The organism is Streptomyces sp. NPDC000941, assembly GCF_053599555.1.
Window position 1 is genome coordinate 24,789 of record NZ_JBSFMM010000063.1, and the last position, 26,863, is coordinate 51,651.

General features: G+C 71.3%; 18 protein-coding genes. 6 read left to right on the top strand and 12 right to left on the bottom strand.

Annotated features, from left to right (window positions below):
- Positions 1 to 7 precede the first annotated feature (7 nt).
- Positions 8 to 559 (top strand): DoxX family protein, encoded by a 552-nt coding sequence (locus ACWDSL_RS21430; protein WP_450487636.1) that lies wholly within the window; start codon positions 8 to 10, stop codon positions 557 to 559.
- On the top strand, positions 540 to 1,277 hold the full coding sequence (locus tag ACWDSL_RS21435) for a YoaK family protein (RefSeq protein WP_450487638.1): 738 nt from the start codon (positions 540 to 542) through the stop codon (positions 1,275 to 1,277). The genes ACWDSL_RS21430 and ACWDSL_RS21435 overlap by 20 nt, the downstream gene beginning before the upstream one ends.
- Before the next feature lie 181 nt (positions 1,278 to 1,458).
- Here the strand turns inward: ACWDSL_RS21435 and ACWDSL_RS21440 are convergent, their stop codons facing one another.
- The 3 genes from ACWDSL_RS21440 to ACWDSL_RS21450 all read right to left on the bottom strand — a co-directional run bounded on the left by ACWDSL_RS21440 (position 1,459) and on the right by ACWDSL_RS21450 (position 7,485).
- Positions 1,459 to 2,460 carry a helix-turn-helix domain-containing protein gene (locus ACWDSL_RS21440; RefSeq protein ID WP_450487640.1) on the bottom strand — a complete coding sequence of 334 codons (1,002 nt, stop codon included), beginning with the start codon at positions 2,458 to 2,460 and terminating at the stop codon, positions 1,459 to 1,461.
- Positions 2,461 to 2,636: 176 nt separating this feature from the next.
- A complete protein-coding gene (locus tag ACWDSL_RS21445; RefSeq protein ID WP_450487642.1) occupies positions 2,637 to 4,550 on the bottom strand; it encodes an AfsR/SARP family transcriptional regulator in 1,914 nt (637 codons plus the stop codon).
- Between the two features lie 70 nt (positions 4,551 to 4,620).
- Positions 4,621 to 7,485 carry an AfsR/SARP family transcriptional regulator gene (locus ACWDSL_RS21450; RefSeq protein WP_450487644.1) on the bottom strand — a complete coding sequence of 955 codons (2,865 nt, stop codon included), beginning with the start codon at positions 7,483 to 7,485 and terminating at the stop codon, positions 4,621 to 4,623.
- A gap of 195 nt (positions 7,486 to 7,680) precedes the next feature.
- Here ACWDSL_RS21450 and ACWDSL_RS21455 point away from each other — a divergent pair, with 195 nt between their 5' ends.
- On the top strand, positions 7,681 to 9,120 hold the full coding sequence (locus tag ACWDSL_RS21455) for a tetratricopeptide repeat protein (RefSeq protein ID WP_450487646.1): 1,440 nt from the start codon (positions 7,681 to 7,683) through the stop codon (positions 9,118 to 9,120).
- A gap of 338 nt (positions 9,121 to 9,458) precedes the next feature.
- On the opposite strand, the gene argG is transcribed toward ACWDSL_RS21455, so the two are convergent.
- The 3 genes from argG to ACWDSL_RS21470 form a co-directional block, all read right to left on the bottom strand.
- On the bottom strand, positions 9,459 to 10,910 hold the full coding sequence (argG, locus tag ACWDSL_RS21460; RefSeq protein WP_450487648.1) for an argininosuccinate synthase: 1,452 nt from the start codon (positions 10,908 to 10,910) through the stop codon (positions 9,459 to 9,461).
- Positions 10,911 to 10,953: 43 nt separating this feature from the next.
- Positions 10,954 to 11,103: a hypothetical protein gene (locus ACWDSL_RS21465; protein WP_450487650.1), complete on the bottom strand. Its 150-nt coding sequence runs from the start codon at positions 11,101 to 11,103 to the stop codon at positions 10,954 to 10,956.
- 135 nt (positions 11,104 to 11,238) lie between these two features.
- On the bottom strand, positions 11,239 to 13,926 hold the full coding sequence (locus tag ACWDSL_RS21470) for an ABC transporter substrate-binding protein (protein WP_450487652.1): 2,688 nt from the start codon (positions 13,924 to 13,926) through the stop codon (positions 11,239 to 11,241).
- Between the two features lie 178 nt (positions 13,927 to 14,104).
- On the opposite strand from ACWDSL_RS21470, the gene uvrA reads away from it, so the two are divergent.
- Positions 14,105 to 16,975, top strand: a complete 2,871-nt coding sequence (uvrA, locus tag ACWDSL_RS21475; protein ID WP_450487654.1) for an excinuclease ABC subunit UvrA — start codon at positions 14,105 to 14,107, stop codon at positions 16,973 to 16,975.
- A 1-nt stretch (position 16,976) separates the two neighbouring features.
- Here uvrA and ACWDSL_RS21480 read toward each other — a convergent pair whose 3' ends face one another.
- From ACWDSL_RS21480 to ACWDSL_RS21500, 5 genes are all read right to left on the bottom strand, one after another.
- Entirely contained in the window at positions 16,977 to 17,894 is a 918-nt protein-coding gene (locus ACWDSL_RS21480; RefSeq protein ID WP_450487656.1) for an NmrA family NAD(P)-binding protein, read from the bottom strand.
- Between the two features lie 141 nt (positions 17,895 to 18,035).
- Positions 18,036 to 18,752: a zf-HC2 domain-containing protein gene (locus ACWDSL_RS21485; RefSeq protein WP_450487658.1), complete on the bottom strand. Its 717-nt coding sequence runs from the start codon at positions 18,750 to 18,752 to the stop codon at positions 18,036 to 18,038.
- The gene (locus tag ACWDSL_RS21490; protein WP_450487660.1) at positions 18,749 to 19,327 is read right to left on the bottom strand and encodes a sigma-70 family RNA polymerase sigma factor; all 579 of its coding nucleotides are present in this window, start codon (positions 19,325 to 19,327) and stop codon (positions 18,749 to 18,751) included. Before ACWDSL_RS21490 ends, ACWDSL_RS21485 begins: the two co-directional genes overlap by 4 nt.
- 90 nt (positions 19,328 to 19,417) lie before the next feature.
- Positions 19,418 to 20,389, bottom strand: a complete 972-nt coding sequence (locus ACWDSL_RS21495; RefSeq protein ID WP_450487662.1) for a DUF1996 domain-containing protein — start codon at positions 20,387 to 20,389, stop codon at positions 19,418 to 19,420.
- A gap of 173 nt (positions 20,390 to 20,562) precedes the next feature.
- Positions 20,563 to 21,255: a TetR/AcrR family transcriptional regulator gene (locus ACWDSL_RS21500; protein WP_450487664.1), complete on the bottom strand. Its 693-nt coding sequence runs from the start codon at positions 21,253 to 21,255 to the stop codon at positions 20,563 to 20,565.
- Positions 21,256 to 21,308: 53 nt separating this feature from the next.
- Between ACWDSL_RS21500 and ACWDSL_RS21505 the strand changes: the two genes are divergently transcribed.
- On the top strand, positions 21,309 to 22,427 hold the full coding sequence (locus tag ACWDSL_RS21505) for an FAD-dependent oxidoreductase (RefSeq protein ID WP_450487666.1): 1,119 nt from the start codon (positions 21,309 to 21,311) through the stop codon (positions 22,425 to 22,427).
- 94 nt (positions 22,428 to 22,521) lie between these two features.
- Here ACWDSL_RS21505 and ACWDSL_RS21510 read toward each other — a convergent pair whose 3' ends face one another.
- On the bottom strand, positions 22,522 to 24,747 hold the full coding sequence (locus tag ACWDSL_RS21510) for a family 43 glycosylhydrolase (protein WP_450487667.1): 2,226 nt from the start codon (positions 24,745 to 24,747) through the stop codon (positions 22,522 to 22,524).
- A 207-nt stretch (positions 24,748 to 24,954) separates the two neighbouring features.
- Between ACWDSL_RS21510 and ACWDSL_RS21515 the strand changes: the two genes are divergently transcribed.
- A complete protein-coding gene (locus ACWDSL_RS21515) occupies positions 24,955 to 26,736 on the top strand; it encodes a glycoside hydrolase family 9 protein (protein WP_450487669.1) in 1,782 nt (593 codons plus the stop codon).
- Positions 26,737 to 26,863 lie beyond the last annotated feature (127 nt).

Here is a 26,863-nt window from a genome sequence, read left to right on the forward strand (position 1 = left end):
AAACACGATGGACACCGGACTGCTGATCCTCCGGGTGGTGGTGGGCCTGCTCATCGCCGGCCACGGAGTGCAGAAGGTGAGCTTCCGCCTCGGCGGCCACGGTCTGGCAGGGGGAATCGAGGAGTTCCGGCACGACGGCTTTCGCGGTGGTTCCCTCACCGCGCTCGCCGCGGGCGCCGGCCAGATCGGTTCGGGCCTGTTCCTGGCGCTCGGGGCGCTCACACCGATGGCGGCCATGGTCGCCATCGGCGTGATGACCGTCGCGATCACGGTCAAGTGGCAGCACGGACTGTGGGTGCAGAACGACGGCTACGAGTACCCCCTGGTGCTGGTCGTCGGCTGCGCGGCGCTGTCCTTCACGGGCTCCGGCCGATGGTCCGCCGACCATGCGATCGGCCTGGACTGGCCGGTGTGGCTGTCGTCGGCGACGATCGCGCTCGGCCTGGCCAGCGGCCTGCTCACCCGCCTGGTCCTGCACCGTTCGACCACCGAGGATCCGACCACCGAGGATCCGACCACCGAGGAGAGGATGACCGCCGATGCGCGCACTGCTGACTGACGCGGCCCGCACCCTGGTACCGCCCCGCGCGGACCGGCACGGCCCGCTGCCACCACTGATGCTGACCCTGACGCTGGTCACCGGCATCGTCGACGCGGTGAGCTACCTGGGACTCGGGCATGTCTTCGTCGCCAACATGACGGGCAATGTGGTCTTCCTCGGCTTCGCCCTGACCGGCGCCCAGGGGCTGTCGGCCTCGGCGTCCCTCGTCTCACTGGCCGTGTTCCTGACCGGCGCCCTGGCGGGAGGCCGGCTCGCGACTCGGCTGGTGGCACATCGCGGACGGCTGCTGGCCGCCGCCACGGGTGTTCAGACGGTCCTGTTCGGTGCGGCGGCGGCCACCGCGGCCGCGGCCGACGGCCGGGTGACCACAGGGGTCGAGTACGCCCTGATCGTGCTGCTCGGCCTGGCCATGGGTCTGCAGAACGCCGTGGCCCGGCGCCTCGGCGTGCCCGATATGACCACCACCGTCCTCACCCTCACCCTGACCGGGCTCGCCGCCGACTCCACCCCGGCGGGCGGCACGGCACCCCGGCCGGGCCGGCGGATCCTGTCCGTACTCGCGATGTTCCTCGGGGCCCTGATCGGCGCCGCGCTGGTGCTGCACACCCATCTCGCGGCAGCTCTCGGATTGGCCCTGCTGCTGCTCCTGGTCACCGCGCTGATCACCCACCGCGTCTCGACCGCCGACGCGCACTGGGCTCCGCCGACGAGTTAGGCATTGTCTCCGGACCTCCGCGGCGGGACTCCTTCGGCAAGTGCTGGGGGTTTTCCCAGCGGTACATGGCGCGCATGCGATCGCAAGGCGGAGGGGAGCCCTCCGGCGGGCGGCTCCCGGCCGAAGGCCGAGGGTGAGCCCGCCCGGGGAGGTCGGGGAGACAGGGCCTGCGCTCCGCCGGTCAGCTCGCGGCGCCCTGCCATTCGCTGGGGGACATCCCGTACGTGGCCCGGAACACCCGGCTGAAGTGGGTCGGGCTGATGAACCCCCAGCGGCGGGCCACCCCCGCGATGGTCTGGCGCCCCCTGGCCAGGACCAGTTCGCGCTGGCACTCCTCCAGCCGGCGGCCCCGTATCCAGCGCCCGACCGTGGTGCCCTCGTCCCGGAAGAGCTTGTGCAGATAGCGCACCGAGATGTGGTGGGCGCGGGCGATGGCCTCCGGCGAGAGGTCGGGGTCGGAGAGGCGGTGGGTGATGAAGCGCTGGATCCTCAGCAGCATCGCCCGGCGCGCGTCCGCCATATCGGCGGGCGGCGGGGCGTGTTGCTCCATGACCAGGGTGGCCAGGAGATCCAGCGCGTTGCGGGCGACGGTCTCGCCGACCGCGGGGGCGGCGGAGGTCACCATCTCGGCCAGCTCGGACAGGAACGGCGACACCAGGGAGCCGAGCAGCGACGCACTGCGGACGGGGGCCGCCGTGACCCGGTGCAGATCGTGTCTGCCGACGCCGAGCAGCTGCCGTGGCAGCAGGAAGATCTTCAGCCGGGCACCGGCGGGCATTTCCAGGAGGTGGGGGAGTTCGGCGTCGTAGAAGAGGATGTCCCCGGGGCGCAGCAGCGTCTTCGGCGCGGCGGGCCCAGCAGGCCCAGCAGGCCCGGCAGGCCCAGCAGGCCCGCCGGACCCGCCGCACCGGGGGGAGCCACTGCCCGTGCCCAGCAGTCCGACGAAGTGATAGTCACCGGGGTCGTATGCGCCCAGACGACGGGGACCGCGGCCCGGCGACTGATCGGACAGGACCGATACGGCCGTCGCCGGATCCGACCGGCCGTCGCCGAGGGACATCCGCGGTGCGGCGTCCACGACGGCGATGTCCAGACCGACGGACCTCCAGTACCGCGCGCCCTCGTACTCGGCGACGGTTCCAGGGGTCTCCTCCCGCGGTTCCGCGGTGCGGCCGATTCTCACTTGCGCCTCCACCGGCACCCGACGAATGGCCCTCGACCTCGGCTTTTGTCGCCGGGGTGAGGGCCTTGTGCTCTTCGCGAGTGACCGTACAACCGCAGGAAGTACAAAAAAGTGTCACTTCAGTGACCACGGTTGGCGTCCCCATCCGGAAGGTGGACGCCAGGTGACGTCCGCTGTTACGACTCCTCGCCGAGCCCCGCGGCATAGGAGCGCAGCAGGTCGTGGACGGAGTACCGGCCGGGGCTCAGCTCGGCGACCAGGTGGGCCCGGATGAGCTCGGCGAGCAGCCGAGCGCTGTCCTGAGCATCGAGTTCGGTGGGTCCGGTGAGTTCGGCCACCGCGGACGCCGAGAGGTCGGGGCCGGGGTGGCCGACGAGCAGCCGGAAGAGCCGGGCGGCGCCCGCCGACAGCGCGCGATACGACCAGGAGAAGACCGTGCTGACCTCGGCGGACCCCCGGGCGATGGCGTCCAGCCGGTCGTGGGCATCGCGCAGCTCGGCGGCCAGGGCGGACAGCCGGAAGCCGGGGTGGGCGGCCAGCCGGGCGGCGACGCAGGACAGGGCCAGCGGCAGCCCGGCGCACAGCTCGACGATCTCGGCCGCGGCCTGGGGCTCGGCCGCGACCCGGGCCGCCCCGAGCCGGGCGGCCAGCAACTCGCGCCCCTCCTCGGCGTCGAGCCAGCACAGGCTCAGCGGATGCGCGCCGTGGTCGGCGACCAGCCCGGTCAGCGTGTCCCGGCTGGTGACGATCACCAGACAGCCGGGCGCCCCGGGCAGCAGCGGCCGCACCTGCTCGGTGTCCAGGGCGTTGTCCAGCAGCACGAGGAAGCGCCGCCCGACCAGCAGGCTCCGGTACAGCGCGGTTTGGGCGTCCAGGCCGTGCGGCACGCGGTGCCGCGGCACCCCGAGCGCGCACAGAAAGTCGCGTACGGCCTCCCCGGGGTCGAGGGCCGTGCCGGTGGGGTCGAATCCGCGCAGGTCGACGTAGAACTGGCCGTCCGGGAAGCGGTCTGCCACCTGGTGGGCCCAGTGCACGGCCAGCGTGGTCTTGCCGACCCCGGCCATCCCCCCGATCACACTGATCACCGCCGTGTCGAGCGGTCGGCCATCCTCCGGCAGCAGGCCGGACAGCTTCGCCAACGGGGCGCGCCGGCCGGAGAAGGCCGGCAGGTCCTGGGGCAGTTGGGCGGGCCGCGGTTCGGAGTACGCGGCTCTGGGCAGCGGGAGCCCGCCGACCGCCGACTCCCCGCCGAGCGCGGCCCCGGAGCCCGCGGCAGAGCCCGCTGAGGGGCGCGAAGCAGAGCCCGCGGCGGGGCGCGCCGCCGGACGGGACTCGCGGAGCACCGCCGCATGGGCGTCGGACAGCTCCTGCCCCGGGGTCAGCCCCAGTTCGTCCGCGAGCCGGGCGACGGCGGCGCGCTGGGTCTCCAGCGCCTCGGCCCGCTGGCCGGTGGCCGCCAGGGCGAGCACCAGCCTGGCCAGCAGGGGCTCGTCCAGCGGGTTGGCCAGCGCCGCCTTCCGGAGCTCGTCCAGGACCGGGGCCGTCATCCCGGCGCGCAGCGCCGCGTCCGCCAGCTCCTTCACCGCCGCGAGGTGTTCCCGGTCGAGTACGTCGAGAAAGGCGCGCGCCCGTATCTCGACGGACACATCGGCGCCGGCCGGTCCCTTCCACAGCGCCAGCGCCTCGGTGAGCAGCGTCACGGCCCGCCCGGGGGACCGGTCGGCGGCCTCGCCGGCCTGCTCGCGCAGCCGGCGGAAGCGGAGGAGGTCCAGCGAGTCCGCGTCGACGGCGATCCGGTAGCCGGCCGCTTCGCGCAGCAGCCAGTGACCGGGCGCCCTCAGGGGCAGCCCGGGCTCCAGGGTGCGGCGCAGGATTCCGATGTGCCGGCGGACGACGTTCACGGCGCTGCCGGGCGGGTCCTCGCCCCACAGGGCGTCCACGATCTCGCTCAGCCCGACGGGCCGCCCCGCCCGCGCGAGCAACAGGCCCAGCAGTACGCGCTGTTGGGGGCGTCCCAGGTCCAGCTCTGCCCCGGCCCGCCAGGCCCGTATGGGCCCCAGCACCGCGAACCGTACAGATTCCCGCGACACCCTCGCTCCTCACATACCCTCAGCGCGTGGATACGGCGGCAAATAGTACAGAGTCGTACGGGCCGCCGGGTCACCCCCGGTGCGCCTCGTCACCTGGGGCCAGGCGTGCGCTCACCTTCCCGGCGTCGGGGTGTTCCAGCCGGTTGAGCAGCGACAATGCCTCCCGCCAGGCGGCGCGGGCGGCTTCGGAGTCGCCCAGCGCGCTGTGCACGTCCCCGAGGTCGGTCAGCGTCTGGGCCTCCATATAGGGCACGCCCAGCTCCTGGTACAGCTCGAGGGCGTTGCCGTACCCGCCGAGGGCACGCGTATGGCGGCCGACCTGCTGATGGATGTAGCCGATGCTGTGCCAGGCCGCGGCCTCGCCGTAGCGGTCTCCGTACTCCCGCAGCACCGGCAGCGCCGTGCGGCAGTGGCTGAAGGCGAGGTCGTACTCGCCGAGCAGGGCGTGGTACCAGGCCACCGAGGCCAGGACGCTCGCCCACGCGGGCCGGTCCTTCGTCGACCGCAACAGCTCCAGCGCCTGCTGGTTGTGGTGCAGGGCCCCGCGGAGATCGCCCAGTTGCTCGGCGGTCCAGCCGAGACTGCGGTGGGTGTTGCCCCGCCCGATGTCGTCGCCGAGCTCCGTGAACAAGCGCAGGGCGCGTTCGAGATGCGTACGGGTCTCGTCGTGCCGGCCGAGGCGGCCCTCGACGCGGGCGAGGGCCCGCAGGGCGCGGGCCTCCATGGCGGGCAGGCCCGTCCGCAGGGCGGCTCCCAGGGCGGTGCGCTGGACCGTGGCCCAGTCGTGCCAGTGGCCCCGGCGGTCGAAGAACGCCTCCAGGGCCCAGGCCAACTTGCAGGCGTGGGTGTCGAATCCGTTGCGCACCGCGACGTCCACCGCCAGCAGTAGCGCCGGGTACTCGGCGGTGAGCCAGTCGAGTGCCCGCTCGACGGAGGAGAAGGTCTCCAGGGTCGCCCCGGGCCGCGGCGGCGCGGGAGGGATCGGGTCCAGGTGCGGGGCGAGCAGCAGATCCGCGGCGTGGGCGGCGTGCGCGTAGTGGTCGAGCAGCCGGTGGAGGGCCGCCCGGCGCTCGTCCTGCGAGTCCTGGGCCCGCGCCAGCTCACGGGAGTAGGCGCGCAGCAGGTCGTGCAGCACGTACCGGCCCGGAGCGTGTTCGCCGATCAGCTGCACCTGGGTGAGCTCGGTCAGCAACGGCCATGTCTCGCGCAGCGGAAGGCCGACCAGACTGGCCGCCGCCGTGGCGGAGATGTCAGGACCGGCCTGCAGGCCGAGCACCCGGAACAGTCTGGCGGCGGCGGGGGAGATGGCACGGCAGGACCAGGAGAACACCGCGCCGACATCGGTGGACACCTCACCGCCCGCGAACCCCTCCAGGCTTTCCCGGGTCTCCCGCAACTCGTCGGCCACGACCGACAGCGGAACGTCGGGACTCAGCGCCACTCGGGCGGCGACGCAGGCCAGGGCGAGGGGCAGCCCGGCGCACCGTTCGGCGATCTCCGCGACGGCTCCCGGGTCAGCCGACACCCGGCCGTCCCCGAGCCGGCGGGCCAGGAACTCACGGGCCTCGGCCACATCGAGCGGCCGCAGGCTCAGCGCATGGGCGCCGTACGCCGCCAGCAGCCCGTGCATCTGGTTGCGGCTGGTGACGATCGTGAGACAGCCGGGCGAGCCGGGCAGCAGTGGCCGTAACTGATCCGTGCCCGCGGCGTTGTCCAGCAGCACCAGGACCCGGCGGCCGGCCAGCAGGCTGCGGTAGAGCGCGGCCTGGGCGTCCAGGCCGTTCGGGATGTGCCGCGGCGGCACACCCAGGGCATCGAGAAAGCCGCGTACGGCCTCCCCGGGGGTCATGGCGGGCCCCGTCGGGTCGAATCCGCGCAGGTTGACGTAGAGCTGCCCGTCGGGGAAACGGTCGGCGACCTGATGGGCCCAGTGCACGGCCAGGGTGGTCTTGCCGATCCCGGCCATCCCGCCGATGGCGCTGATCAGCACCGTGGAGGTGTCCTGCCCCGCCCCCGGCAACCGGGCAAGCACCTCCGCCATTTCCGTTCTGCGACCGGTGAACACCGGCAGGTCGGGCGGGAGCTGGGCGGGGCTGGGGGCGGTGTAGCCGGTGCGCCCGGACGGCCCGTCAGGGGCGGGACCGCCTGCCGGAGGCGCCGCCTCCCGGGGCTTGCGCCCGGCCGCCACCGCCTGAGCCGCCAGCAGCTCCGCGCCGGGCGATATGCCCAGTTCGCCGGTGAGGCGTATACGGGCCCCCTCGTACACCTCAAGCGCCTCGGACCGGTGTCCGGCCGCCGTCAGGGCGAGCACCAGCCGGGACAGCAGCGGCTCGTCCAGCGGGCTCGCGGCGGCGGCCGTCCGCAGCGCCGGCAGCACCAGGTCGGCCGCCTCGGCGCCCAGGGCCAGGTCGGCGGACTCCTTGACGGCCGCCAGGTGTTCCCGGTCCAGCGCCGCGAGCAGCGGGTGGCCGCGCACCTCGGCGGCGATCCCGGAGGCGGCGGGCCCCTGCCACAGCGCCAGCCCCTCGACGCTCAGCGCCACGGCCCGCCCGGCCGCCCCCTCCGCCGCGGCCTGCCGGGCCGTCTCCCGCAGGCTCCGGAAGCGCAGCAGGTCCAGGGAGTCGTTGTCGACCTCCAGACGGTAGCCACCCGCACCGCGCAGCAGCCAACGGCCCGCCGCCCGCGTGGGCAGCTCCGGCTCCAGCAGCCGGCGCACCGTGCCCACATGCCGGTGGATCACATTTGCGGCGCTGTCCGGCGGGTCCTCGCTCCACAGGCCGTCGATCAGGCCGTCCATCGAGACCGTCCGCCCGGCCCCCGCCAGCAGCAGTGCCAGCAGCGCCCTGCGCTGAGGGCGCCCCAGGTCGAGCTCGCTCTCCCCACGCCAGGCCCTGACCGGCCCCAGGAGCGCGAACCGCACGGGACCCTGTGACAACTCACCCTCCGAGATCCGATCGCCGCCCCATTCCTGATCACTCTAAGTGGTGATTCGACCGCGGCCGAATCCACGGCCCCACGGTGCACGGGCGGGGAGCCGCGTCCGCCGGGACCGGTCCCGGGAGCGGGGGCGCACGATGCGGTGACCCGCCATGTGGGGCTCGCACGTTTCGTGAGAGGAAGAGACCAGGAGATGGCTGACCCGACGTACGCCGCCGTGCCGGAGCCCGCGCCACCCGGGGGCCGGGCACCCGACCCGCTGACCGGCGCCCTCGGCAACGCGTCCCTGCTCGGCGTCGGCTACCTGCTGCTGGGGCGGCGCAGGCTCGCCATCGCCGCCACGGTGGTGACCGTCGTCCTCGTCTCCGTCCTGGTCTCGGTCGCCCGGCCGTGGTGCGAGGCCGTGGTGGTCGTCTGGTGGGTGGCGGTCATCGCGCACGGGTGGTTCCTGGCGCGGGGCCGCGGCGGCCGTGGTGTGCACCTCGGCCGGGCCGTACGTACGCGGCGTCTGGTGGCGCTCGGCGTCACGGCTCCGGTGCTTCTGGCCGCGGGGTTCCTGCGGTTCGACGCTTCCAGGATCGAGCGGAGCGTGGCCGAGGCCCGGGAAAGCGGCGACTGCGCACGGGTGTTGGCCGCGCAGGACGAGGTGTGGACCGGCCACCGCATAGCCGACGCGCCGCTGGCCGCCCGCGGCGACAAGACCGTCAAGGCGTGCCACCGGCTACGGGCCGCCAAGGCGGACCTGACCACCGGGCTGACCGGGGACACCGGCGCCCTGAAGGCGGGCTTCGACACGCTCTCCTCGGTCCTCGCGCAGCCCGGCAACGGGAAGACGGTCGACGCGGTCCTGGACGGATTCCTCGGCGGTCTGCCCACCAAGAACCCCTGCCGCACCGTCACGGTCACCGACTGGCTCCGCCACCGCCGGCCCACCCACAACGCGCTGGACCGGTCCGCCGACACCGCGAAGCGGACCGCACCCGCGGCGCTGGTCGGATGCGGTGACGATTTCATGGCGGGCAAGGACTGGAAGAAGGCGCGCGACCGCTATCGGCAACTCCTCGACCAGTACCCGGGCGACGGACTCGCGGCCAAGGCCCGCGGCGGGGTCAGGCGGGCCACACTGACCATCGAGCTGGGACACGTCCGCGACCTGCTCGACGGGTCGACGGACACACAACCCACCTACTGCTCCCGACCGGCCAAGTACAGCGGCGCCGCCCCCTATGGCAAGGGAACCAACCGTGCGCTGTTCTACGGGAACGATACGTACAGGAACAAGCTCCCGGGCGAGTGGCGGACCACCGACGCCGCCCACGCGGTGCTGGTGGTCTGTGCGGACGACGAGGACTACGGGACGTCCGTCCGGACGTGTCCGTACGAGAACAAGTCCTTCCCCAACTTCCCCACGGATGTGACATTTCACAAAATCGCGATTCCGGTGAAGGTCTACGAGCTGCGGACCGGAAAGCTCGTGGCCGACCGCTCGGTGGAGATCAGCGGCACGAGCTGCCCCAGGAAGCTCTCGTACACCACCTACGGGCCCACCGACCTCGGCCCGCCGTCGAAGGTATACGTCAAGGCGTCCAAGGCCGATGTGCGCGCCGGCTTCCGGTCGCTGATCCACCGATGACCGGGCCCTTCACCGGCGCCTTCCCCGGCCGTTCACCGGGTCGGGGAGCCGCCCGCACCGCCACGACCTGGTGGTGCCGCGGATGGCGGACGCGGTGGACATCGCCCTGCCCTCGTACCTGACCGACGTCTGGCGCCCCCGGCCCTGGCCGGCCTGGCCCTGGCGGGGCTGGTGATCGGGGTGCTGGGCGCCCTGATCCCGGCGCGGCGCGCGGCGCGGCTGACGATCGCGGAGGTGCTGCACAACGAGTAGCGCCCCGCCATACGGAACGCGGCGGCCCTCGTCCGGATCGGAACCGGACAAGGGCCGCCGCGTGATGCGTAGGTGGCCAGGGGCCGCTAGTCGGCGCCGAACTCCATCGCCGCGCGGTCGAGCAGCTGGTCGTCGCTGGAGACCTGGCCGTCGGAGGAGGCGATCGCCTCGGACGCGCCCTTCGGCATCGTGCCGATCAGCCCGGTCGAGGCCGCCTGCGCGGCACCGATCAGCGCCGGGTGGGAGTTGCCGACCATCCCGAGCCCCGCGTACTGCTCGAGCTTGGCGCGGGAGTCCGCGATGTCGAGGTTGCGCATGGTCAGCTGGCCGATCCGGTCCACAGGGCCGAAGGCGGAGTCCTCGGTCCGCTCCATGGAGAGCTTGTCCGGGTGGTAGCTGAACGCCGGCCCGGAGGTGTCCAGGATGGAGTAGTCCTCACCGCGCCGCAGCCGCAGGGTCACCTCGCCGGTGATCGCCGCGCCGACCCAGCGCTGCAGCGACTCGCGCACCATCAGCGCCTGCGGGTCCAGCCAGCGGCCCTCGTACATCAGCCTGCCGAGCCGCCGGCCCTCGGTGTGGTAGGTGGCGACGGTGTCCTCGTTGTGGATCGCGTTGACCAGCCGCTCGTACGCCGCGTGCAGCAGCGCCATGCCCGGGGCCTCGTAGATGCCGCGGCTCTTGGCCTCGATGACGCGGTTCTCGATCTGGTCGGACATGCCCAGGCCGTGCCGGCCGCCGATGGCGTTGGCCTCCAGCACCAGATCGACGGCGGAGGCGAACTCCTTGCCGTTGATCGTCACCGGCCGGCCCTGCTCGAAGCCGATCGTGACGTCCTCGGCCGCTATGTCGACGGTCGGGTCCCAGAACCGCACGCCCATGATCGGCTCGACGAGCTCCAGCCCTACGTCAAGGTGCTCGAGCGCCTTGGCCTCGTGCGTCGCGCCCCAGATGTTCGCGTCGGTGGAGTACGCCTTCTCAGTGCTGTCCCGGTAGGGCAGGCCGTGGGCGACCAGCCACTCCGACATCTCCTTGCGGCCGCCGAGCTCGCTGACGAAGTCGGCGTCCAGCCACGGCTTGTAGATCCGCAGGGAGGGGTTGGCCAGCAGACCGTAGCGGTAGAACCGCTCGATGTCGTTGCCCTTGAAGGTGGAGCCGTCGCCCCAGATCTGGACATCGTCCTCGAGCATCGCGCGCACCAGCAGGGTGCCGGTGACGGCCCGCCCGAGCGGGGTGGTGTTGAAGTAGCTGCGGCCACCGGACCGGATGTGGAACGCCCCGCAGGCCAGGGCCGCGAGACCCTCTTCCACGAGGGCCGCCCGGCAGTCGACCAGCCGGGCGACCTCCGCGCCGTAGGCCGTGGCGCGGCCGGGCACCGAGGCGATGTCGGGCTCGTCGTACTGGCCGATGTCAGCGGTGTAGGTGCAGGGCACCGCACCCTTGTCGCGCATCCACGCGACGGCTACCGAGGTGTCGAGGCCACCGGAGAAGGCGATCCCGACGCGCTCGCCGACAGGCAGGGAGGTGAGAACTTTGGACACGGCAGAAGTATGCATGACCCCGCATGATCATGCAAGCGCCGATTTACGACCCGCCCCCGGCCGCCTCCGCGACCGCGACGGCCCACGCCACGGCCGTACGCCTGCCCGGTGCCGGCACCAGCAGGCCGATGGCGATCTCGGCCACCCCGGAGGCCGCCACGAGCGGTCCGGCGCGGCCCGGCCAGGACGGCACCAGGGAACGCCCGCGCGACGCTGTCCGCCGAGTCGGCCGCGTTCCAGGTGACCCGCCATGGCCCTGCTCGGGTGGATACCGGGTTTCTTGTCGTCGGCGCGCCGGGCCACCGGTTTCCGTGGCGGACAGTGAGCGTCAGCGTGCGCACGGTGCGCCGGTCGTACGGCTCGAGGTGTCCGGCCGGTATGCGCCGCAGGCCACCACCGCTTCCGGTTGCTGTGCCACCTGGCGCAGCAGGACCAGGGTCTTGTCCCGGGGCGGCGCGTTGCTGCCCTGGTCGTAGGAGACGTATCCGGTGGCTCCGTCGAAGGTGACACCGGCGCCGAGGGCGATGAGGACGGACTCCCGCTCGACGTCCGGGTCGCGCAGCCGGGCCTGGTCGATCGCCTGCGACAGCATGTGGACGGCGTCGTAGGACACCGCGGAGTGGCCGTCCTGCCGCCAGGGGTCGTCTCCGTCCGTGGTGGTCCGGACGAAGTGGTCGTATTCCTTGGCGAACTGCCGGGTCCTGGCGCTGGTGCGCGGGTCGGTGAGCGGCATGCGGTGGGCCGAGTAGTACAGCCGCAGCCAGCTCTTGTCGCTGAGCTCCCCGGTCATCGCGACGTTGGTCAGGTCGTTGCCGCCGAGGACCGTGATGTCGTGGTCGACGCAGGTGCCCCGGAGGTCCATGGCGTTGATGAAGGCGGTGAAGTCGCGGGCCCGCGCCGACCAGTACACGACCGAGTCCGGGTCCGTACGCAGCGCCCGGCACAGCTGGTTGGCGAGTTCGACGGCGCTGTGCACGCTGGTGGAGCCGGCCGGGGCGAACCGGAAGTCGCCGTCCTGGTCGAAGTTGAACACCGAGGCGGGGCCCGGGAATTCGGCGCGGAACTTGTCCGCGAGGCTCTTGCTGTAGAGGTCCGCCGAGCTTTCGATCACCAGCGCCCGTTTCGCCGGGGAGCAGATGTTCTGCTTCTCGCCGCGTGCCGCCACGATGTTCTCCTGGCCGGCGAAGTCGGCCTCGATGCGCGCCTCGGTGGAGTTGGACGGGGTGGAGGGCCAGTAGTTCAGGCTCGCCGGGCCGTCCAGCATCTCGTCGGCGGTGGCGGTGGTCCCGACCGCGGGGATTCCGGCCGCGCCGAGCACCCGGAGCGCGGCCTTGGTCGTGTCCCGGCTCTGCGCGTACCCGAGGACGCCGACGACCTTCTTATAGTCCCTTCTACGGTCCTTGCGCCCCGCCGCGTCCTCGTGGCGGGTTTCGTCGACCAGCCGCCGGGCCGCCTGTTCGGCGTCTTGGAAGTTCTCGCCCGTGGTGCGCACCTCCACGCGCAGCGGCACCAGCGAGTCGTCCGAGACCGCCTCGTCGTTCAGCCTTCGCTGCCACAGGGCGATCCCGCGCAGCTCCGGGATCGTCCCGTCGAACAGCGCGTCCGTCTCGTCCCGCGGTCTGCTGGACCCGAAGGCCACCACGGTCCGTACGGTCCGCCCCTGGCCGGCGAACCGCTCGGCGCGCCCGTTCTCGGTGTCGATCGCCTTGCGCGCGGCGTCGTACCAGGCCTTCGGGGTCATCCGGACCGGTGTGGCGCGGGCGGACTCGGCGACGGACCGGCTGCCGCCGACGCAGGAGCGATCCTCAGGGTCCGGCAGTGTGCGGCTCACGATCAGGACCGTGCCGACCAGGGCCAGCGCCGTGAGGGCCGCCACGATGGACGTGGTGGTCCGCCAGCTCAGCCGGAAGGTCCTCGGCGCCACCGGACCCACGGGCAGCCCGGGGCCTGCGAGAGCCGCCTCGCCGAAGGTCACCAGGACCGGTGGGCCGTCCTTGTGGCCCAACTGGAGCCCGGCCTGGGTGAAGTTGCTCTCCGGCGGGCCGCCCAGCTCGGCGAGGAGCGCCGGGGACGGCTGCCCGACGGCGATGACCAGCGGCCCCGGCTGCGCCGCGGTGTCCCGCATCCGGTGCAGCGCGCGCAGGAAACGCTCGGCGCCACGGGCGCCCTGCGCCCCGGCCGGCGGCAACTCCACCAGCAGCACCGGCCGCGCGGTGCGGCGCCGCCGCCTGGGCAGCACCCCGCCGACGGGCGGGGTGCGCAGATCCTCCAGCAGGGCCCGTACCAGCAGCTCCTCCAGTTCCTGGAGGGCTTCGTCGTGGTGGGGATTGGTCCTCAGCCGCACCGCCTGGACGGCGGCCACCTGGTCCAGCACCGCGAACAGCGTCCGGCCACCCGCCGCCACCGGCAGGTCCGCCAGCCAGCCGCGCATCACCTTCGCCGATGTCCACCAGGACCAGAGCCTGCGGGGGAGTCTCCGGGCGACCGACAGCCAGCCGACGCGCAGCAGCCACCCCCGGATGGTGTCCGCCGGGGGGTCGCTCGCCGGGAGCCTCCCCAGCAGGCCGCGGTGTTCGGCCTGTTGCCGATCGCAGGCGTGTTCCCGCAGCTCCCTGGCGCGCGCTCCGGGCCAGCGCGCCGGATGGTCCCTGAGATAGGTCACCAGGTCGCGGACCACCCGGAAGTGCGGAAAGCGGTCCGGCACCATATGCGGGGGGACCTGAAGACAGCTGCCCGCGCGCTCGGAGAGCAGTTCGGTGTCCGGGCCGGCGGTCAGATGTGCGTACGGCACAAGCCTGCCGCTGTCGTCGATCGACCGGCGCAGCGCCTCCAGCACCCGGTGCGCGGCGGCCTCGCACCGGGCGGCATCGCCCGGGACCCGCAGGATGAAAAGTGGCGGCTTCGTCGCCAGGTTCTTTCGGTTCGCCGGAGCCACCGCGGTCAGGAACTCGCGTACGAAGACTTCGGCTCTGGAATCGTCCGGGAACCCGTCGAATCCACCGTGAGGTAAGGGCATAAGCGGCCACCCCCGTTGCGGTTCATCACGAATTATAAGCCTATAGGGGGTCGGGCGGGACCGGTCCCGGAGTAATTGCTCACATCGGCGACTTCCCCGTCAAGGGCGATGTTCCTCACATCGAAATGATGCTGAATATATGCCTTCACCAGCGGTGATGTGCTGTTACGGTTCGAAAGTGAGAAATCGACTCGTCGTCAAGGGTGCCCGCCAGAACAATCTCCGCGACGTCTCTCTTGAATTGCCCCGGGACGCTCTGATCGTATTCACGGGGGTATCGGGATCCGGTAAATCAAGCCTGGCGTTCGACACGATTTTCGCGGAGGGCCGGCGTCGCTACGTCGAGTCGCTGTCGGCGTATGCGCGGCAGTTCCTCGGGCAACTCGACAAGCCGGACGTCGATGTGATCGAGGGGCTGTCCCCGGCCATCGCCATCGACCAGAAGGCATCGAGCCGCAATCCGCGCTCCACGGTCGGCACCAGCACCGAGGTGTACGACCATCTGCGCCTGCTCTACGCCCGGATCGGCCGCCCCCACTGCCCCGAGTGCGGCGAACCGGTCAGCCGGCAGACGCCGCAGCGGATCGTCGACCGGCTGCTCACCGAGGACGAGGGCACCCGCTTCTCGGTGCTGGCCCCGGTCGTCCGCGACCGCAAGGGCGAACACGCCGATATCTTCCGCCAGTTGAGCATCGACGGATTCAGCAGGGCCCGGGTCGACGGCCGGGTCCACGCGCTCGCCACGCCGCCCGCGCTGGACAGGCGCAAGAAGCACTCCATCGACGTGGTGGTGGACCGGGTGGCCGTCAAGCCCGGTGTCCGGCAGCGGCTGACGGAGTCCGTGGAAACCGCGCTCGGACTCGCCGGCGGCGTCCTGCGCGTCGAGTTCGTGGACCGGGACGCGGCCGACGGCGAGCGGGAGCTGATGTTCTCGGAGAAGATGGCCTGTCCGCGCTCCCATGACATCGGCCTGGAGTCGCTGGAGCCCCGGCTGTTCTCCTTCAACGCGCCCTGGGGCGCCTGCCCCGCCTGTACGGGCCTCGGCTCGCGGGTGGAGGTCGACCCCTCCCTCGTCGTCCCGGACGACACCAAGTCGCTGGCCGAGGGCGCCATCGCGCCCTGGACCAACACCAGCGGAGCCGACTACTTCGCCCATCTGCTGGACGCCCTGGCCGCCGAGACCGGTTTCAGCACCGCCACGCCCTGGCACCAACTCCCCACCGACGTACGGGACATGGTGCTGCGCGGAAGCGAGCGGCGGCTCCAGCTGTCGTACCGGAACCGGTTCGGCCGCGAGCGGTCCCATATGTCGCGGTACGAGGGCGTCATCCCGCATATCGAGCGCCGCTACGCGGAGGGCGCCGCATCCGGGACCTCCCAGGACCGGTTCGCCGGGTATATGCGTGAGGTGCCGTGCCCGGCCTGCGCCGGGGCCCGGCTCGCTCCCGGCGTGCTCGCCGTCACGGTCGGCGGCCGGAACATCGCCCAGGTGTCCGCCCTGCCGCTCGACCAACTCGCCCATTTCACCCAGGGGTTGGAGCTGACGGGCAGCGAGCGACGGATCGCCGAGGCCGTACTCGCCGAGATCGGCGAGCGGCTGCGGTTCCTGCTCGACGTGGGTCTGGACTACCTCTCGCTCGACCGGCCCGCCGCCTCCCTCTCCGGCGGGGAGGCACAGCGGATCCGGCTGGCGACCCAGATCGGGACCGGGCTGACCGGGGTGCTGTACGTACTGGACGAGCCGTCCATCGGGCTGCATCAGCGCGACAACCAGCGGCTCATCGAAACACTCAAGCGGCTGCGCGACCGCGGCAACACGGTGATCGTGGTCGAGCACGACGAGGAGACGCTGAAGGCGGCCGACTGGGCGGTGGACATCGGGCCGGGTGCCGGTGCGCACGGCGGCCGCGTGGTGCATACGGGCACCGTGCCCCAGCTGCTGGACCACCCCGAGTCCCTGACCGGCGCCTATCTGTCCGGGCGGCGCGCGATAGCCGTCCCCGCGCGGCGACGGGAGCCGGTAGAAGGCCGCGCGATCACCGTGCACGACGCGTCCGAGCACAATCTGCGGGAGGTGACCGTATCGTTCCCGCTCGGGCTGTTCACCGCCGTCACCGGCGTCTCGGGCTCCGGGAAGTCGACGCTGGTCAACGACATACTCCAGACCTCCCTGGCCCAGCGGATCCACCGCGCCCACAAGGTGCCCGGCCGGCATCGCACGATCACCGGGGCCGAGCAGATCGACAAGGTGGTCCAGGTCGACCAGTCCCCGATCGGCCGCAGCCCCCGCTCCAACCCCGCCACGTACACGGGCGTCTTCGACCAGCTGCGCAAGCTGTTCGCCCAGACCCCGGAGGCCAAGGTGCGCGGCTACCAGCCCGGCCGGTTCTCCTTCAACGTCAAGGGCGGCCGCTGCGAGCACTGCTCCGGCGACGGCACCATCAAGGTCGAGATGAACTTCCTCCCGGATGTGTATGTGCCGTGCGAGGTCTGCCACGGCGCCCAGTACAACCGCGAGACCCTGGATGTGCACTACAAGGGCAAGTCCATCGCGGACGTCCTCGCCATGACCGTCGAGGAGGGCCTGGGCTTCTTCGACGGGCACCAGATCATCTCCCGCCATCTGCGGACCCTGCACGATGTGGGCCTCGGCTACGTCAAGCTCGGCCAGCCCGCCACCACCCTGTCCGGCGGCGAGGCGCAGCGCGTCAAACTCGCCGCCGAGCTCCAGCGGCGCACCCGCGGCCGCACCCTGTACGTACTGGACGAACCCACCACCGGACTCCATGCCGCGGACGTCGACCGGCTGCTTTCGGTGCTCCAGCGGCTGGTGGACGGCGGCAACACGGTCGTGGTCATCGAGCACAACCTCGATGTGATCAAGTCGGCCGACTGGCTGATCGACATGGGCCCGGACGGCGGACACCGGGGTGGCGAGGTCATCGCCGAGGGCACCCCGGAACAGCTCGCGGCCCACCCGAGCTCGCACACCGGGCGGTTCCTGAGCGGACCGCTGAAGGCGGAATGCGGAGCCGCCTCCGCGGGGTGACTCACTCCCCGAAGAGTTCGGGACGGCTCTTCACAAAGCCCTCCACGCTCGTCGGCTGCCGGCCGAGGATCGTGCTGACATCGTCCGTGGCGCGGTCGTAGCGGTTCTCGGCGTGCAGCCGCGCCATCGTCGAGAGGTGATTGAGCACATGGTCGGGGAGGCCCTGGGTGGCCAGCTCCTGCTGAAGCCACTGGTCATAGGGCACATCGACGTATGTGACCTTTCGCCCGAGCGCGGCGGAGAACTCCGCGGCCACGGCCGTCATATCGCGGGAGGCGCCGCCGGTGAGGTGATACGTGTTCCCGAGGTGCGGAGCCGGATCCATCAGGACCGTCGCGACGACCTCCGCCACATCCCGGGCGGCGATGGGCGAGGTCTTCCCGGAGCCGAACGGCAGCCGGATCGTGTCGCTCTTCTTGATCGAGGCGTACGCGAAGATCTGGAAGAGCGGGTTCTCCATGAACACGGTGGGCCGGATATGGGTCACCGGCAGGCCCGACCAGTTGAGGACCTGTTCGACCAGCCAGTGCTGATGCTGCTGGGTCGATTCCGATGTGCTCGTGGCGCTCATCTGGGCCACGGTCATCTGTGACATGTTGACGAACACGTCCAGGTGTCCGCGGTCGCGCGCGATGGCCGCGGTGTTGATCGCGGCCTCCAGATACTGCGCGGAAACGCCCATGCCGAAATAGACCCGCCGGCAGTCCACCATGGCCCGGCCCACGTCCCCGGGGTTCGCGAGATCGCCGACGAAGACTTCCGCACCCGTGGCGCGCAGCGCCTGCGCTCGTTCGTCCTCGCGGCGGACAAAAGCGCGTACGGGGAGTTCTTTCGCGCGGAGAAGTTCCACCACGGTGCGGCCGACGGCTCCGACACTGCCCGCGGCCCCGGTCACGAGAATCGGACGTGTCTCAGGCATCGAGAGTCCTCCTGTTCCCCAGCATTCTCGCTGGCCGACGCGGTCGGCGCGAGTCGGCCCCATGCGCCCTCACCCCGGCCGGGACGCATGGACGGGGCGGTTCCGGCCGGGGGCGTACTGGTGTCGCGGGTTGGTCGTTCGTCAGAGCTTGACCGACACGTATTCCTTGCCCTCGTCGTTCTCCACCACGACCTTGGCGATCTGGTCGGCCGGTACGGCCGCCGAGCCGTCGAGGTTGGCCCCCTTCTTCTCGCCCGAGACGAGCCAGCTTCCCGCCACTTCGCGGCTGCCGTCGTCGGACACCACCACCAAGCGGCAGCGCTCACCCGCCGGGATGCCATTGACCGAGGCGTTGATCCGGACCCAGTCGACCGCCGGGGTCACCCGTACCGTCATCCGGCTGCCCGTCTCGGCGCTGGTCACCGAGGCCACCTTCGTACCGGCCGGGGGAGTGGCCGGAGCCGAGGTCGAGGTCGGCGGGCGCTCCGCGATCTCCGTCGGCTGCCCGCCGGTGTGCCGGCCGATCAGCACACCGCCGCCCAGTACGGCCGCCGCCGCGACCGTCGCGACGGCGGCCAGGACCGCCCGCTGTCTGCGCTCCATGCCCTCGCGTTCGCCACGGGCCTGCCGCAGGGTGCGCTGCAGCAGCAGATCCCCGCCGTCCGGCGGACCGTCGAGAAATGCCTCGGGGGGCACCTCACCCAGCGCGGACTCCATCTCCCGCAGTCCGTCCAGTTCGTCGCGGCATCTCCGGCACGACGCCACATGTTCGTCGATGGCCCGCACCTCCCGCTCATCCAGCGCGCCGAGAACGTAGGCGCCGAGCAGTTCGCTGTTGTCATGCTGCTGAATGCTCATACCGCCACCCCCTTCAGCGCGACGAGCTTCGCCGTCGTCGGTTTGTCCTTGTACATTTCACGCAGTGCCTTCAAGGCATAGTGTGATCGCGACTTCACGGTTCCGGGTGGAATCCCGAGACTTTCCGCCGCTTCGGCGACGCTGCTTCCCTGGAAATAAATTTCTCTCAGCACATCCCGGTGGTCCGGGGAAAGCTGATCGAGCGCTTCCAGCACGAGCATCGAATTCATCACGGCGTCCGCGTGGTCCTGCGCCACGGGTGTGGTGGCCGCGGACTCGGCGACCTCGGTCGGGCGTGCCGCCTTGGCCCGGTACCGGTCGGTGACGATGTTGCGAGCCACGGTGAGCAGCCAGCCGCGCACCGAGCCCTTGCCGTTGACCAGCGCGTCCGGGTGGGTCCAGGCCCGGATCAGCGTCTCCTGGACCACGTCCTCCGCGGCGCTGTGGTCGCCGGTCAACCGCTGCGCATAGGCGAGCAGCGCCCTGCCGTGTTCCTCGTAGAGAGCCCGGATCAGTGCCTCGTCACTCGTTCTCTGTTGCTTCTTGCGAGTGCGGGACCATAGTGCCGCCGCCATCCACCCACTCCCGTCCTCTCCTGCACCGACGCGCTGAACACGGATCCCGAACGACCCCGGTTCAATGTGGCCTGCGTCACATGATCTGTGTCATGTGGACCGGCAGTGACGGCCCTTGTTGATACAGCGCACCATCGCCGCCATCCGGCGGTCCGTCATCACATTGATGACGAGAGCGTGGTCGGTCCTCGGATCACGCCGTTGCTCCGGGAAGGAGTCCACGGCGTAGCGCGTGCCGTGGGGGAGGCCGTACGCGACGGTGATCCGTAGCTGCGGCACGGGGAAGGTGGCCTGCGGGCAGACGCCGTTGACGGCGGGGAACACCACATGGGCGCGGTGGTCGGGGCTGTCGGTGGCGAGTCCGTTCCAGCAACTGGGGAGGTCGAACGTACGGGTGGGCCCGCTGCCCTGCGGACATCTCGTGTACGCCGTCGTGAACCGCCCGGGGTGGCCGGAACAGCCCCACTGGGCCCGTATCTGCGCATCGCCGCCCGCGGTCGCCGCGACCGCGTCCCCGGTGACCAGCCGCAGGAACCGGGGCATGGCGACCACCTTGCTCACCGGGTTGCCGCGGAACTCCACCCGGACCGACGACGGTTCCACGATGGCGCCGGTGTTGCCGTCCGCCCCTCCGCCCACGGCGCGGGCATCGGCGCCGGCGCGATCCAGCCGCCGGATCACCGGCCAGTAGTACGTCGAGCGGTCGCCGCCCGCGCAGGTGGTTCCGGCTCGGGCCAGGCTCTCGTTGGTCGACAGGGCGTCGGTGGACACATTGCCCACGTAGTCGTGGGTGTGGTGAGCGCCGCCCACCACGCCCGGGGCCACGACGACATTGTCGGCGTTATGGTGCCCGTTCTCGTTGCGCCCGCAGTCCTCCGTGAAGGATCCCGTCGAGGCGTCAGGCCCGGCCGCCGGGACGACGGCCGGGGAAACGGCGGTGATCTCGACATAGCGGCCGGCCGAGGGCCCCGTACGGTCCGGAGCCGAACGGCCGGCGGCGAAGACCACCCCCACGGCGACGATCACGGACAGACAGAGCGTCACGGTGAGAACCACCGGCACCGGCCGGGACCTTGGACGGAGGTGTCGAAGCCACACGGGAGCAGGGTCCCAGCACCTGCCCGGCCCCATCAAGGCCGACATCGAGAACCTTCAGCCCGGCAACGTCCCCCAGCGCGAGCATCGCGAGCCGGTCGGTGTGCGCGTTCCACGACCCGACCGGCAAGAGCTGAGCGTCACGCCGGTGGCCGGGTGAGTTTGGCGGCCACGGCGTCGAGGACCCAGTCCAGGCCGGTCGCGAAGGATGTCTCGGCGTCCACGTGCGTGCCGTCGTACACGGCCTTGGCCAGCGCCGGGAAGCGGCCCGTGGCCAGCATTTTGGTCACATGCGGGCCGGAGGCGCGCTGCCAGTCGTGCTTGGACAGGCCCGTGGCGCGCTCGGCCCGCAGGTCCGCGATCTCGCGCCTGATCGCGCCGGTGAAGTAGGAGCTGACAGTCTCCACGGCGCGCATGGCGGTGTCGATGTCGGCGAGGCCGTCGAGGGCGGCCAGCGTGGCCTCGGCCACGGCGAGGCCGTTCGGGCCCAGGGCCGGGCGGCCGCCGAGCAGGTCGGCCAGCCATTCGTGGCGGAGAACGGCCTGCCTGGTGCGGTGGGCGAGGACGCGCAGCGCCTCCCGCCAGTCCTCGGGCTGCTCCTCGGGGAGGATCTCGGCGTAGACCTCGTCCACCATGAGGTCGAACAGCTCCTCCTTGGTGGAGATGTATCCGTACAGCCGCATCGGGCCTGCGTTCAGCCGGGCGGCGACCTTGCGCAACGACGCCGCCTCCAGCCCGCCCTCGTCGGCCAGCGCGATGGCGGCGGCGACGATCCGCTCCCGGTCGAGCGGCACGGGGCGAGTCGGCGGCTCCGGCCGGTCCCACACAGTCATGGACACATCGTACTGTTGCGATGCGCCGTCCCGGGGCAATACGGTGTATCGACATGAGACACCGAATCGCCGTGGTCGGGAGCGGCCCTGCCGGCCTTGCCTTCGCCCGCGTCCTGCACCGCCACGATTACCCCGTCGCCGTTCTCGAACGCGATCCCGCCCCCGACGCCCGCCCCCCGGGCGGCACGCTTGACCTGCACGAAGGGCTGGGCCAGCGCGCGCTGGACAAGGCGGGGCTGCTGGCGGAGTTCCAGGCGCTGTCCCGTCCCGAGGGGCAGGCCATGCGCATCCTGGACACGGACGGGACCGTCCTGCGCGACTGGCGACCCCGTCCAGATGAGCGGGCCAATCCCGAGATCGACCGCGGGCAACTCCGTGACCTGCTGCTCGGCCCTCTCGACGTCCAGTGGGGGCGGGGCGTGACGCAGGTGGTGCCGGGCACCCGGGATGGCGCACAGGTCCATTTCGCGGACGGGCGACAGGAGACGTTCGACCTCGTGGTCGGCGCGGACGGCGCCTGGTCCCGGGTCCGCCCGGCGGTCTCGTCGGTGACGCCGCACTACACCGGCGTCACCTTGGTCGAGACCTCCCTGGACGACGTCGACACCCGCCACCCCGACCTCGCCCGGTTGGTCGGCGACGGTTCCATGGCCGTGTACGGCGTGAACCGCAATCTCGTCGCCCAGCGCAGCAGCGGCGGCCACGTCAAGGTGTACGCCCAGTTCCGCGCGCCGCTGGACTGGCACACGGACCTGGACCTGGCCGACGTCGAGGCCGTGCGATCGAGCCTGCTGGCTCTGTTCGACGGCTGGGCCGCTCCCGTCCTCGACCTCCTCCGCCACGGCACCGCTTTCGCCCACCGCCCCCACTACGTCCTGCCCGTGTCCCACACCTGGACCCACGTCTTTGGGGTGACGCTCCTGGGCGACGCCGCCCATCTGATGCCACCATTGGGGGCGGGTGCGAACCTCGCGATGCTGGAAGGCGCCGAACTCGCCGAGTCCATCGCCACCGGCCCCGAAGATCTGGACGAGGCCGTCCGGGCCTTCGAGGAACGGATGTGGGCACGGGCCGGCAGGTGGGCGAAGATGACGACGGCCGGTCTGGAACGCCTTGTGAGCCCGGACCCCGCCGAAGCTCTCGCCCTCTTCGACGAAGTCCAGCCATCCTGACTGCCCAGCGCGCGAGCCGCCCGTCTGCACACTGACGGGCCGGGGCCGCGCGGCCCCAGCCCGTCAGATCCGTCCGTGTGTCCGCAAACCCCGGTCAGCGCCGGTGGACCGGGGCGATGGACTCCAGGGTCGGCACCACCGGCTTGATCGTTCCGTCGGCCGCGAACTCCATGCGGTCGATGGTGGTCTCACGGTGTGTGCCGTCGCCACCCGCCTTCCCGGGGCCGTTGACGGCGAACCGGTGGTAGGCGATGTACCAGTCGTCCGTACCGGGGACGTTCACCACGGAGTGGTGGCCCGTGCCCTTGATCCCGTACTCGGCGCGCTTGGAGAGGATCGTGCCCCGCTTGGTCCACGGGCCGAGCGGTGTCGTACCGGTGGCGTAGGCGACGTGGTAGTCCTCGCTGCGGGTGTCGTCCTCGGACCACATGAGGTAGTACGTGCCCTTGCGCTTGACGACGAAGGAGCCCTCCCGGAAGTTGTCCGGGGTGAACTTCCGCACCTTCGACGCGTCGAAGGACGTCATATCGGCGTTCAGCGGCACCCCGTACGCCTGGCCGTTGCCCCAGTACAGATACGCCTGGCCGTCATCGTCCGTGAACACCGCGGGGTCGATCATCTGGCCCGCGAACTGGCCCTTGGCCACCAGCGGTTTGCCCAGCGCGTCCTTGAAGGGGCCGCCGGGGGAGTCGGCCACCGCGACGCCGATCTGCTGTTCGGCGCAGAAGTAGAAGTAGTACTTGCCGTCCCGCTCGGCCACCGCGGGCGCCCACGCGTTGTTGTCCGCCCAGCTCACATCGGGGCCGAGATCCAGGATCACCCCGTGGTTCTCCCAGTGGACCAGGTCCTTCGACGAGTACGCCGTGAACTTGGTCCCGCTCCAGCCGCGGAAGCCGTCGGTCGTCGGGTAGATCCAGTAGCGGCCGTCGAAGTACTGGATGTCCGGATCGGCGTTGAGCCCGGGCAGCACCGGGCTGCGCATCGGCACGGCCTCGACGGTCCAGGTGCGGGTCGTCCCGTCGGCGGTCTTCAGCGTGTACGTCCGGGCCTTGCGGAAGTCCCGCCGGGTGCCGGAGGCCGGGCTGAGGGTGGCGCCGGCCGGGAGCGCGAAGCGGGGCGCGAGGCGGCTGAGATCGGCCTTCGGGTCCATCGGCAGCACGACTTTGCCGCTCGCCCCGGTGACGATCGCGTACCCGTTCTGGCCCTTGGCCGTGACGTCGGCGAGCGAGTCGGCGGCCGCCGGGTAGGCGCTCAGCAGCCGGTCGTACTCCTCCTGCGTCACCGGGAGCACGGTGCCGTGCCGGGGGCTGGCGGGCAGCTGGTAGTTCTCGGACGGAGTCCACTTGCCCGAGCCGAGGTCGGTGGTCTCGAACGGGATGTAGCCGCGGCCGCCGAACTCGTCGATGAACAGATACCACTTGTCCTCGGTGTTCGACTTGAAGATCGTCGGCCCCTCGCCGCGGTCGATCGCGCCCTTGCCGATGCAGTCGGCGACGAAGTCGTACGAGGTGTCCGTCAGCGAGGTGGACTTCTCGGCCGTGATGAACTTCGAGCAGGGCGTACCGGAGGACGGGTCGCGCTCGTCCTTGGTGAACCGGTAGTACGTGCCCTTGTCCTTGATGACGGTGGAGTCGATGACCGAGTAGCCGGGGTCGTTCCACACCTTGGGCTCGCTGAAGCTGCGGAAGTCCTTGGTCGTCGCGTACAGCATCTTGTTGTACGTGTTGCCGGTGTGGTTCGGGTCGTCGTCGGCGTAGAGCTTCGAGGCCCAGAAGACCACGTACTCGCCGAGATCCTCGTCGTAGTACGCCTCGGGCGCCCAGGTGTTGCCGGCCGTGTCCGGCGAGACCTTGACGAGGCGCTGGTCGGTCCAGTGGACCAGGTCGGTCGACTCCCACACCATGATCGACTTGCTGCCGGTGCGCTGCACCTGGTCCCAGGTGCCGCTGGAGTTCTGATACATCCGCAGATCGGTGGCGATCAGATAGAACTTGTCGCCCTTGGGGGAGCGGATGACGAACGGGTCGCGCAGCCCCTTCTCGCCGAGGCCGGAGGTGAGGACGGGCTTGCCGGCGTTCAGTTCGCGCCAGTGCAGCGGGTCGTTGCCGCGGCTGAGGGCCATCCGTATCTGTTCGCCGTCGGCGCTGCCCTCACCGGTGAAGTAGGTGAAGAGATAGCCGGCGTACTTGGGTCTTGGCTGCGCCTCCGATGGTGTTTCGCGGTTCTGTGCGGGACTGGGCGATGCGGCCAGGAGGCTCACCACCATCGTGAACAGGACGAGCAGCGGCAGGAGGAGGGTTCGGGCTGTGCGGGACGCCATGAAACATCCTGTGGGAGTCTGATGGATTCTGTTGGACTGCTGGCCTCCGAAGTGTGGTCAGTTGAACCCTGCACGTCAATGGCTGGGCGGCCGCTCAAAGGTGCGAAAGTTTTCGGCCGCGCTGTGCGGTTTCGTTCGGGTGTGGGCGGGTCAAGGTCGCGGCCCGCCCGGGTGGCATGCCCGGCGGACGCCGCGCACGCTGGCGATATGGCACAGGGGCTGCGACAGCTGCGACGGTACATCCCGGACACCGGCCCGCGGGTGCGGGTCAACCAGGTCGGCTATCCGCCGTGCGGACCGAAACACGCGACCGTCGTGACCGACGCCCCCGGACCGATCCCCTGGCAGCTGAACAACAGCGCGGGCGCCACCGTGGCGTCCGGCGCCTCGACACCGGCCGGGGTGGACCCGACCTCCGGACAGCGGGTGCACACACTGGACTTCGGCGCGGTGGCCGGGACCGGCACCGGATACACGCTGAGCGCCGACGGACAGACCAGCTACCCGTTCGACATCTCCGCCACCCTCTATGACCAACTGCGCTCCGACGCCCTGCACTTCTTCTACGTCCAGCGCAGCGGTATCCCCATCACCGAGGCGCTGGCACCCGGGTACGGCCGGCCGGCCGGACACCTCGGTGCCGCCCCCAACCAGGGCGACACCAGGGTGCCCTGTCTGCCGGGTGTCGGCGGCTATGCGCTGGACGTGCGCGGCGGCTGGTACGACGCCGGCGACGCGGGCAAGTACGTGGTGGGCGGCGGGATCGCCACCTACCAACTCCTCAGCCAGTACGAGCGGACACTCACCGCACCCCCAGGGCGCCTGGGTCCGCCCGGCGACGGTGAGCTGCGTATCCCCGAGGCCGGGGACGGCGTACCGGACATCCTCGACGAGGCGCGCTGGGAGCTGGAGTTCCTGCTGCGTATGCAGGTGCCCGCCGGGCAGCCCCGCGCGGGGATGGCGCACCACAAGGTGCACGACGACAACTGGACCGGGCTGCCGCTGTCCCCGGACCAGGACCCGCAACCGCGCCATCTGCACCCGCCGTCCACGGCGGCGACACTCAACCTGGCCGCGGTCGCCGCGCAGGGCGCCCGGCTGTACGCGACCTACGACCAGGGCTTCGCCCGGCGCTGCCTGACCGCCGCCCGTACCGCCTGGGTGGCAGCGCAGACCCACCGGGAGGTGTTCGCCGACAGCGACGACGCGATCGGCGGTGGCCCGTACGACGACACGGACGTCACCGACGAGTTCTACTGGGCGGCGGCCGAACTGTTCCTCACCACCGGCGAGCAGGCGTTTCTCGATGCCCTTCGGGCCTCGCCGGATGCCACCGGCGAGGCGTTTCCGCCGTCCGGGTTCGGCTGGCAGCAGGTCGCCGCGCTCGGCCGGCTCGACCTGGCGACCGTGCCGAGCCCGCTGCCGGACGCCGACCGGATGGCCGCCCGCGCCTCGGTGGTGGCCGCCGCGGACCGGTATCTCGACACGGCGCACGGCCAGGCGTACGGGATGCCGCTCGGCGCAGGCGAGTATGTCCAGGGCTCCAACAGCGTGCTGCTCAACAAGCTCGTCGTCATCGCGACCGCCTTCGATCTGACCGGTGACCGGCGGTATCGCGACGGGGCGCTGGAAGGTCTCGACTACATCTTCGGCCGCAACGCCCTCAACCAGTCCTATGTGACGGGATACGGCGAACACCACTCCCACAACCAGCACAGCCGTCTCTACGGCCATCAGATCGACCCCGCGCTGCCGGGGCCACCCGCCGGTTCGCTCGCGGGCGGCCCGAGCGCCGGCCTGGAGGACCCCAAGGCCAACAGGCTGCTGGTCGACCGCACCGTCGAGCCGCCCCGGCGGCCCGCGCCGCAGCTCTGCTACCTCGACGACATCCAGTCGTGGTCGACCAACGAGGTCGCCGTCAACTGGAACGCGGCGCTGTCGTGGGTCGTTTCGTTCGCGGCCGACCAGCCGGCGGCAACCGCTCCGTGACGGTCAGCCGCCCGCAACGCTTATTGGGTCGGTGGCGTGTCCCCATGTCCACCTGGCCGACGCCTTCGACCACACCGCGATCGACGAATATCTGGCCGCCTCGGCCTGACGGCCGGGCGCGGCCACC

Excerpts from the sequence above, each read along its gene's own strand:
- ACWDSL_RS21435 (WP_450487638.1), top strand. The coding sequence starts at position 540 with ATGCGCGCACTGCTGACTGACGCGGCCCGCACCCTGGTACCGCCCCGC.
- ACWDSL_RS21490 (WP_450487660.1), bottom strand. The coding sequence starts at position 19,327 with ATGGCGGCGGCACTATGGTCCCGCACTCGCAAGAAGCAACAGAGAACG.
- ACWDSL_RS21505 (WP_450487666.1), top strand. The coding sequence starts at position 21,309 with ATGAGACACCGAATCGCCGTGGTCGGGAGCGGCCCTGCCGGCCTTGCC.
- ACWDSL_RS21470 (WP_450487652.1), bottom strand. The coding sequence starts at position 13,926 with ATGCCCTTACCTCACGGTGGATTCGACGGGTTCCCGGACGATTCCAGA.
- ACWDSL_RS21500 (WP_450487664.1), bottom strand. The coding sequence starts at position 21,255 with ATGACTGTGTGGGACCGGCCGGAGCCGCCGACTCGCCCCGTGCCGCTC.
- ACWDSL_RS21515 (WP_450487669.1), top strand. The coding sequence starts at position 24,955 with ATGGCACAGGGGCTGCGACAGCTGCGACGGTACATCCCGGACACCGGC.
- ACWDSL_RS21510 (WP_450487667.1), bottom strand. The coding sequence starts at position 24,747 with ATGGCGTCCCGCACAGCCCGAACCCTCCTCCTGCCGCTGCTCGTCCTG.
- ACWDSL_RS21430 (WP_450487636.1), top strand. The coding sequence starts at position 8 with ATGGACACCGGACTGCTGATCCTCCGGGTGGTGGTGGGCCTGCTCATC.
- ACWDSL_RS21485 (WP_450487658.1), bottom strand. The coding sequence starts at position 18,752 with ATGAGCATTCAGCAGCATGACAACAGCGAACTGCTCGGCGCCTACGTT.
- ACWDSL_RS21480 (WP_450487656.1), bottom strand. The coding sequence starts at position 17,894 with ATGCCTGAGACACGTCCGATTCTCGTGACCGGGGCCGCGGGCAGTGTC.
- ACWDSL_RS21455 (WP_450487646.1), top strand. The coding sequence starts at position 7,681 with ATGGCTGACCCGACGTACGCCGCCGTGCCGGAGCCCGCGCCACCCGGG.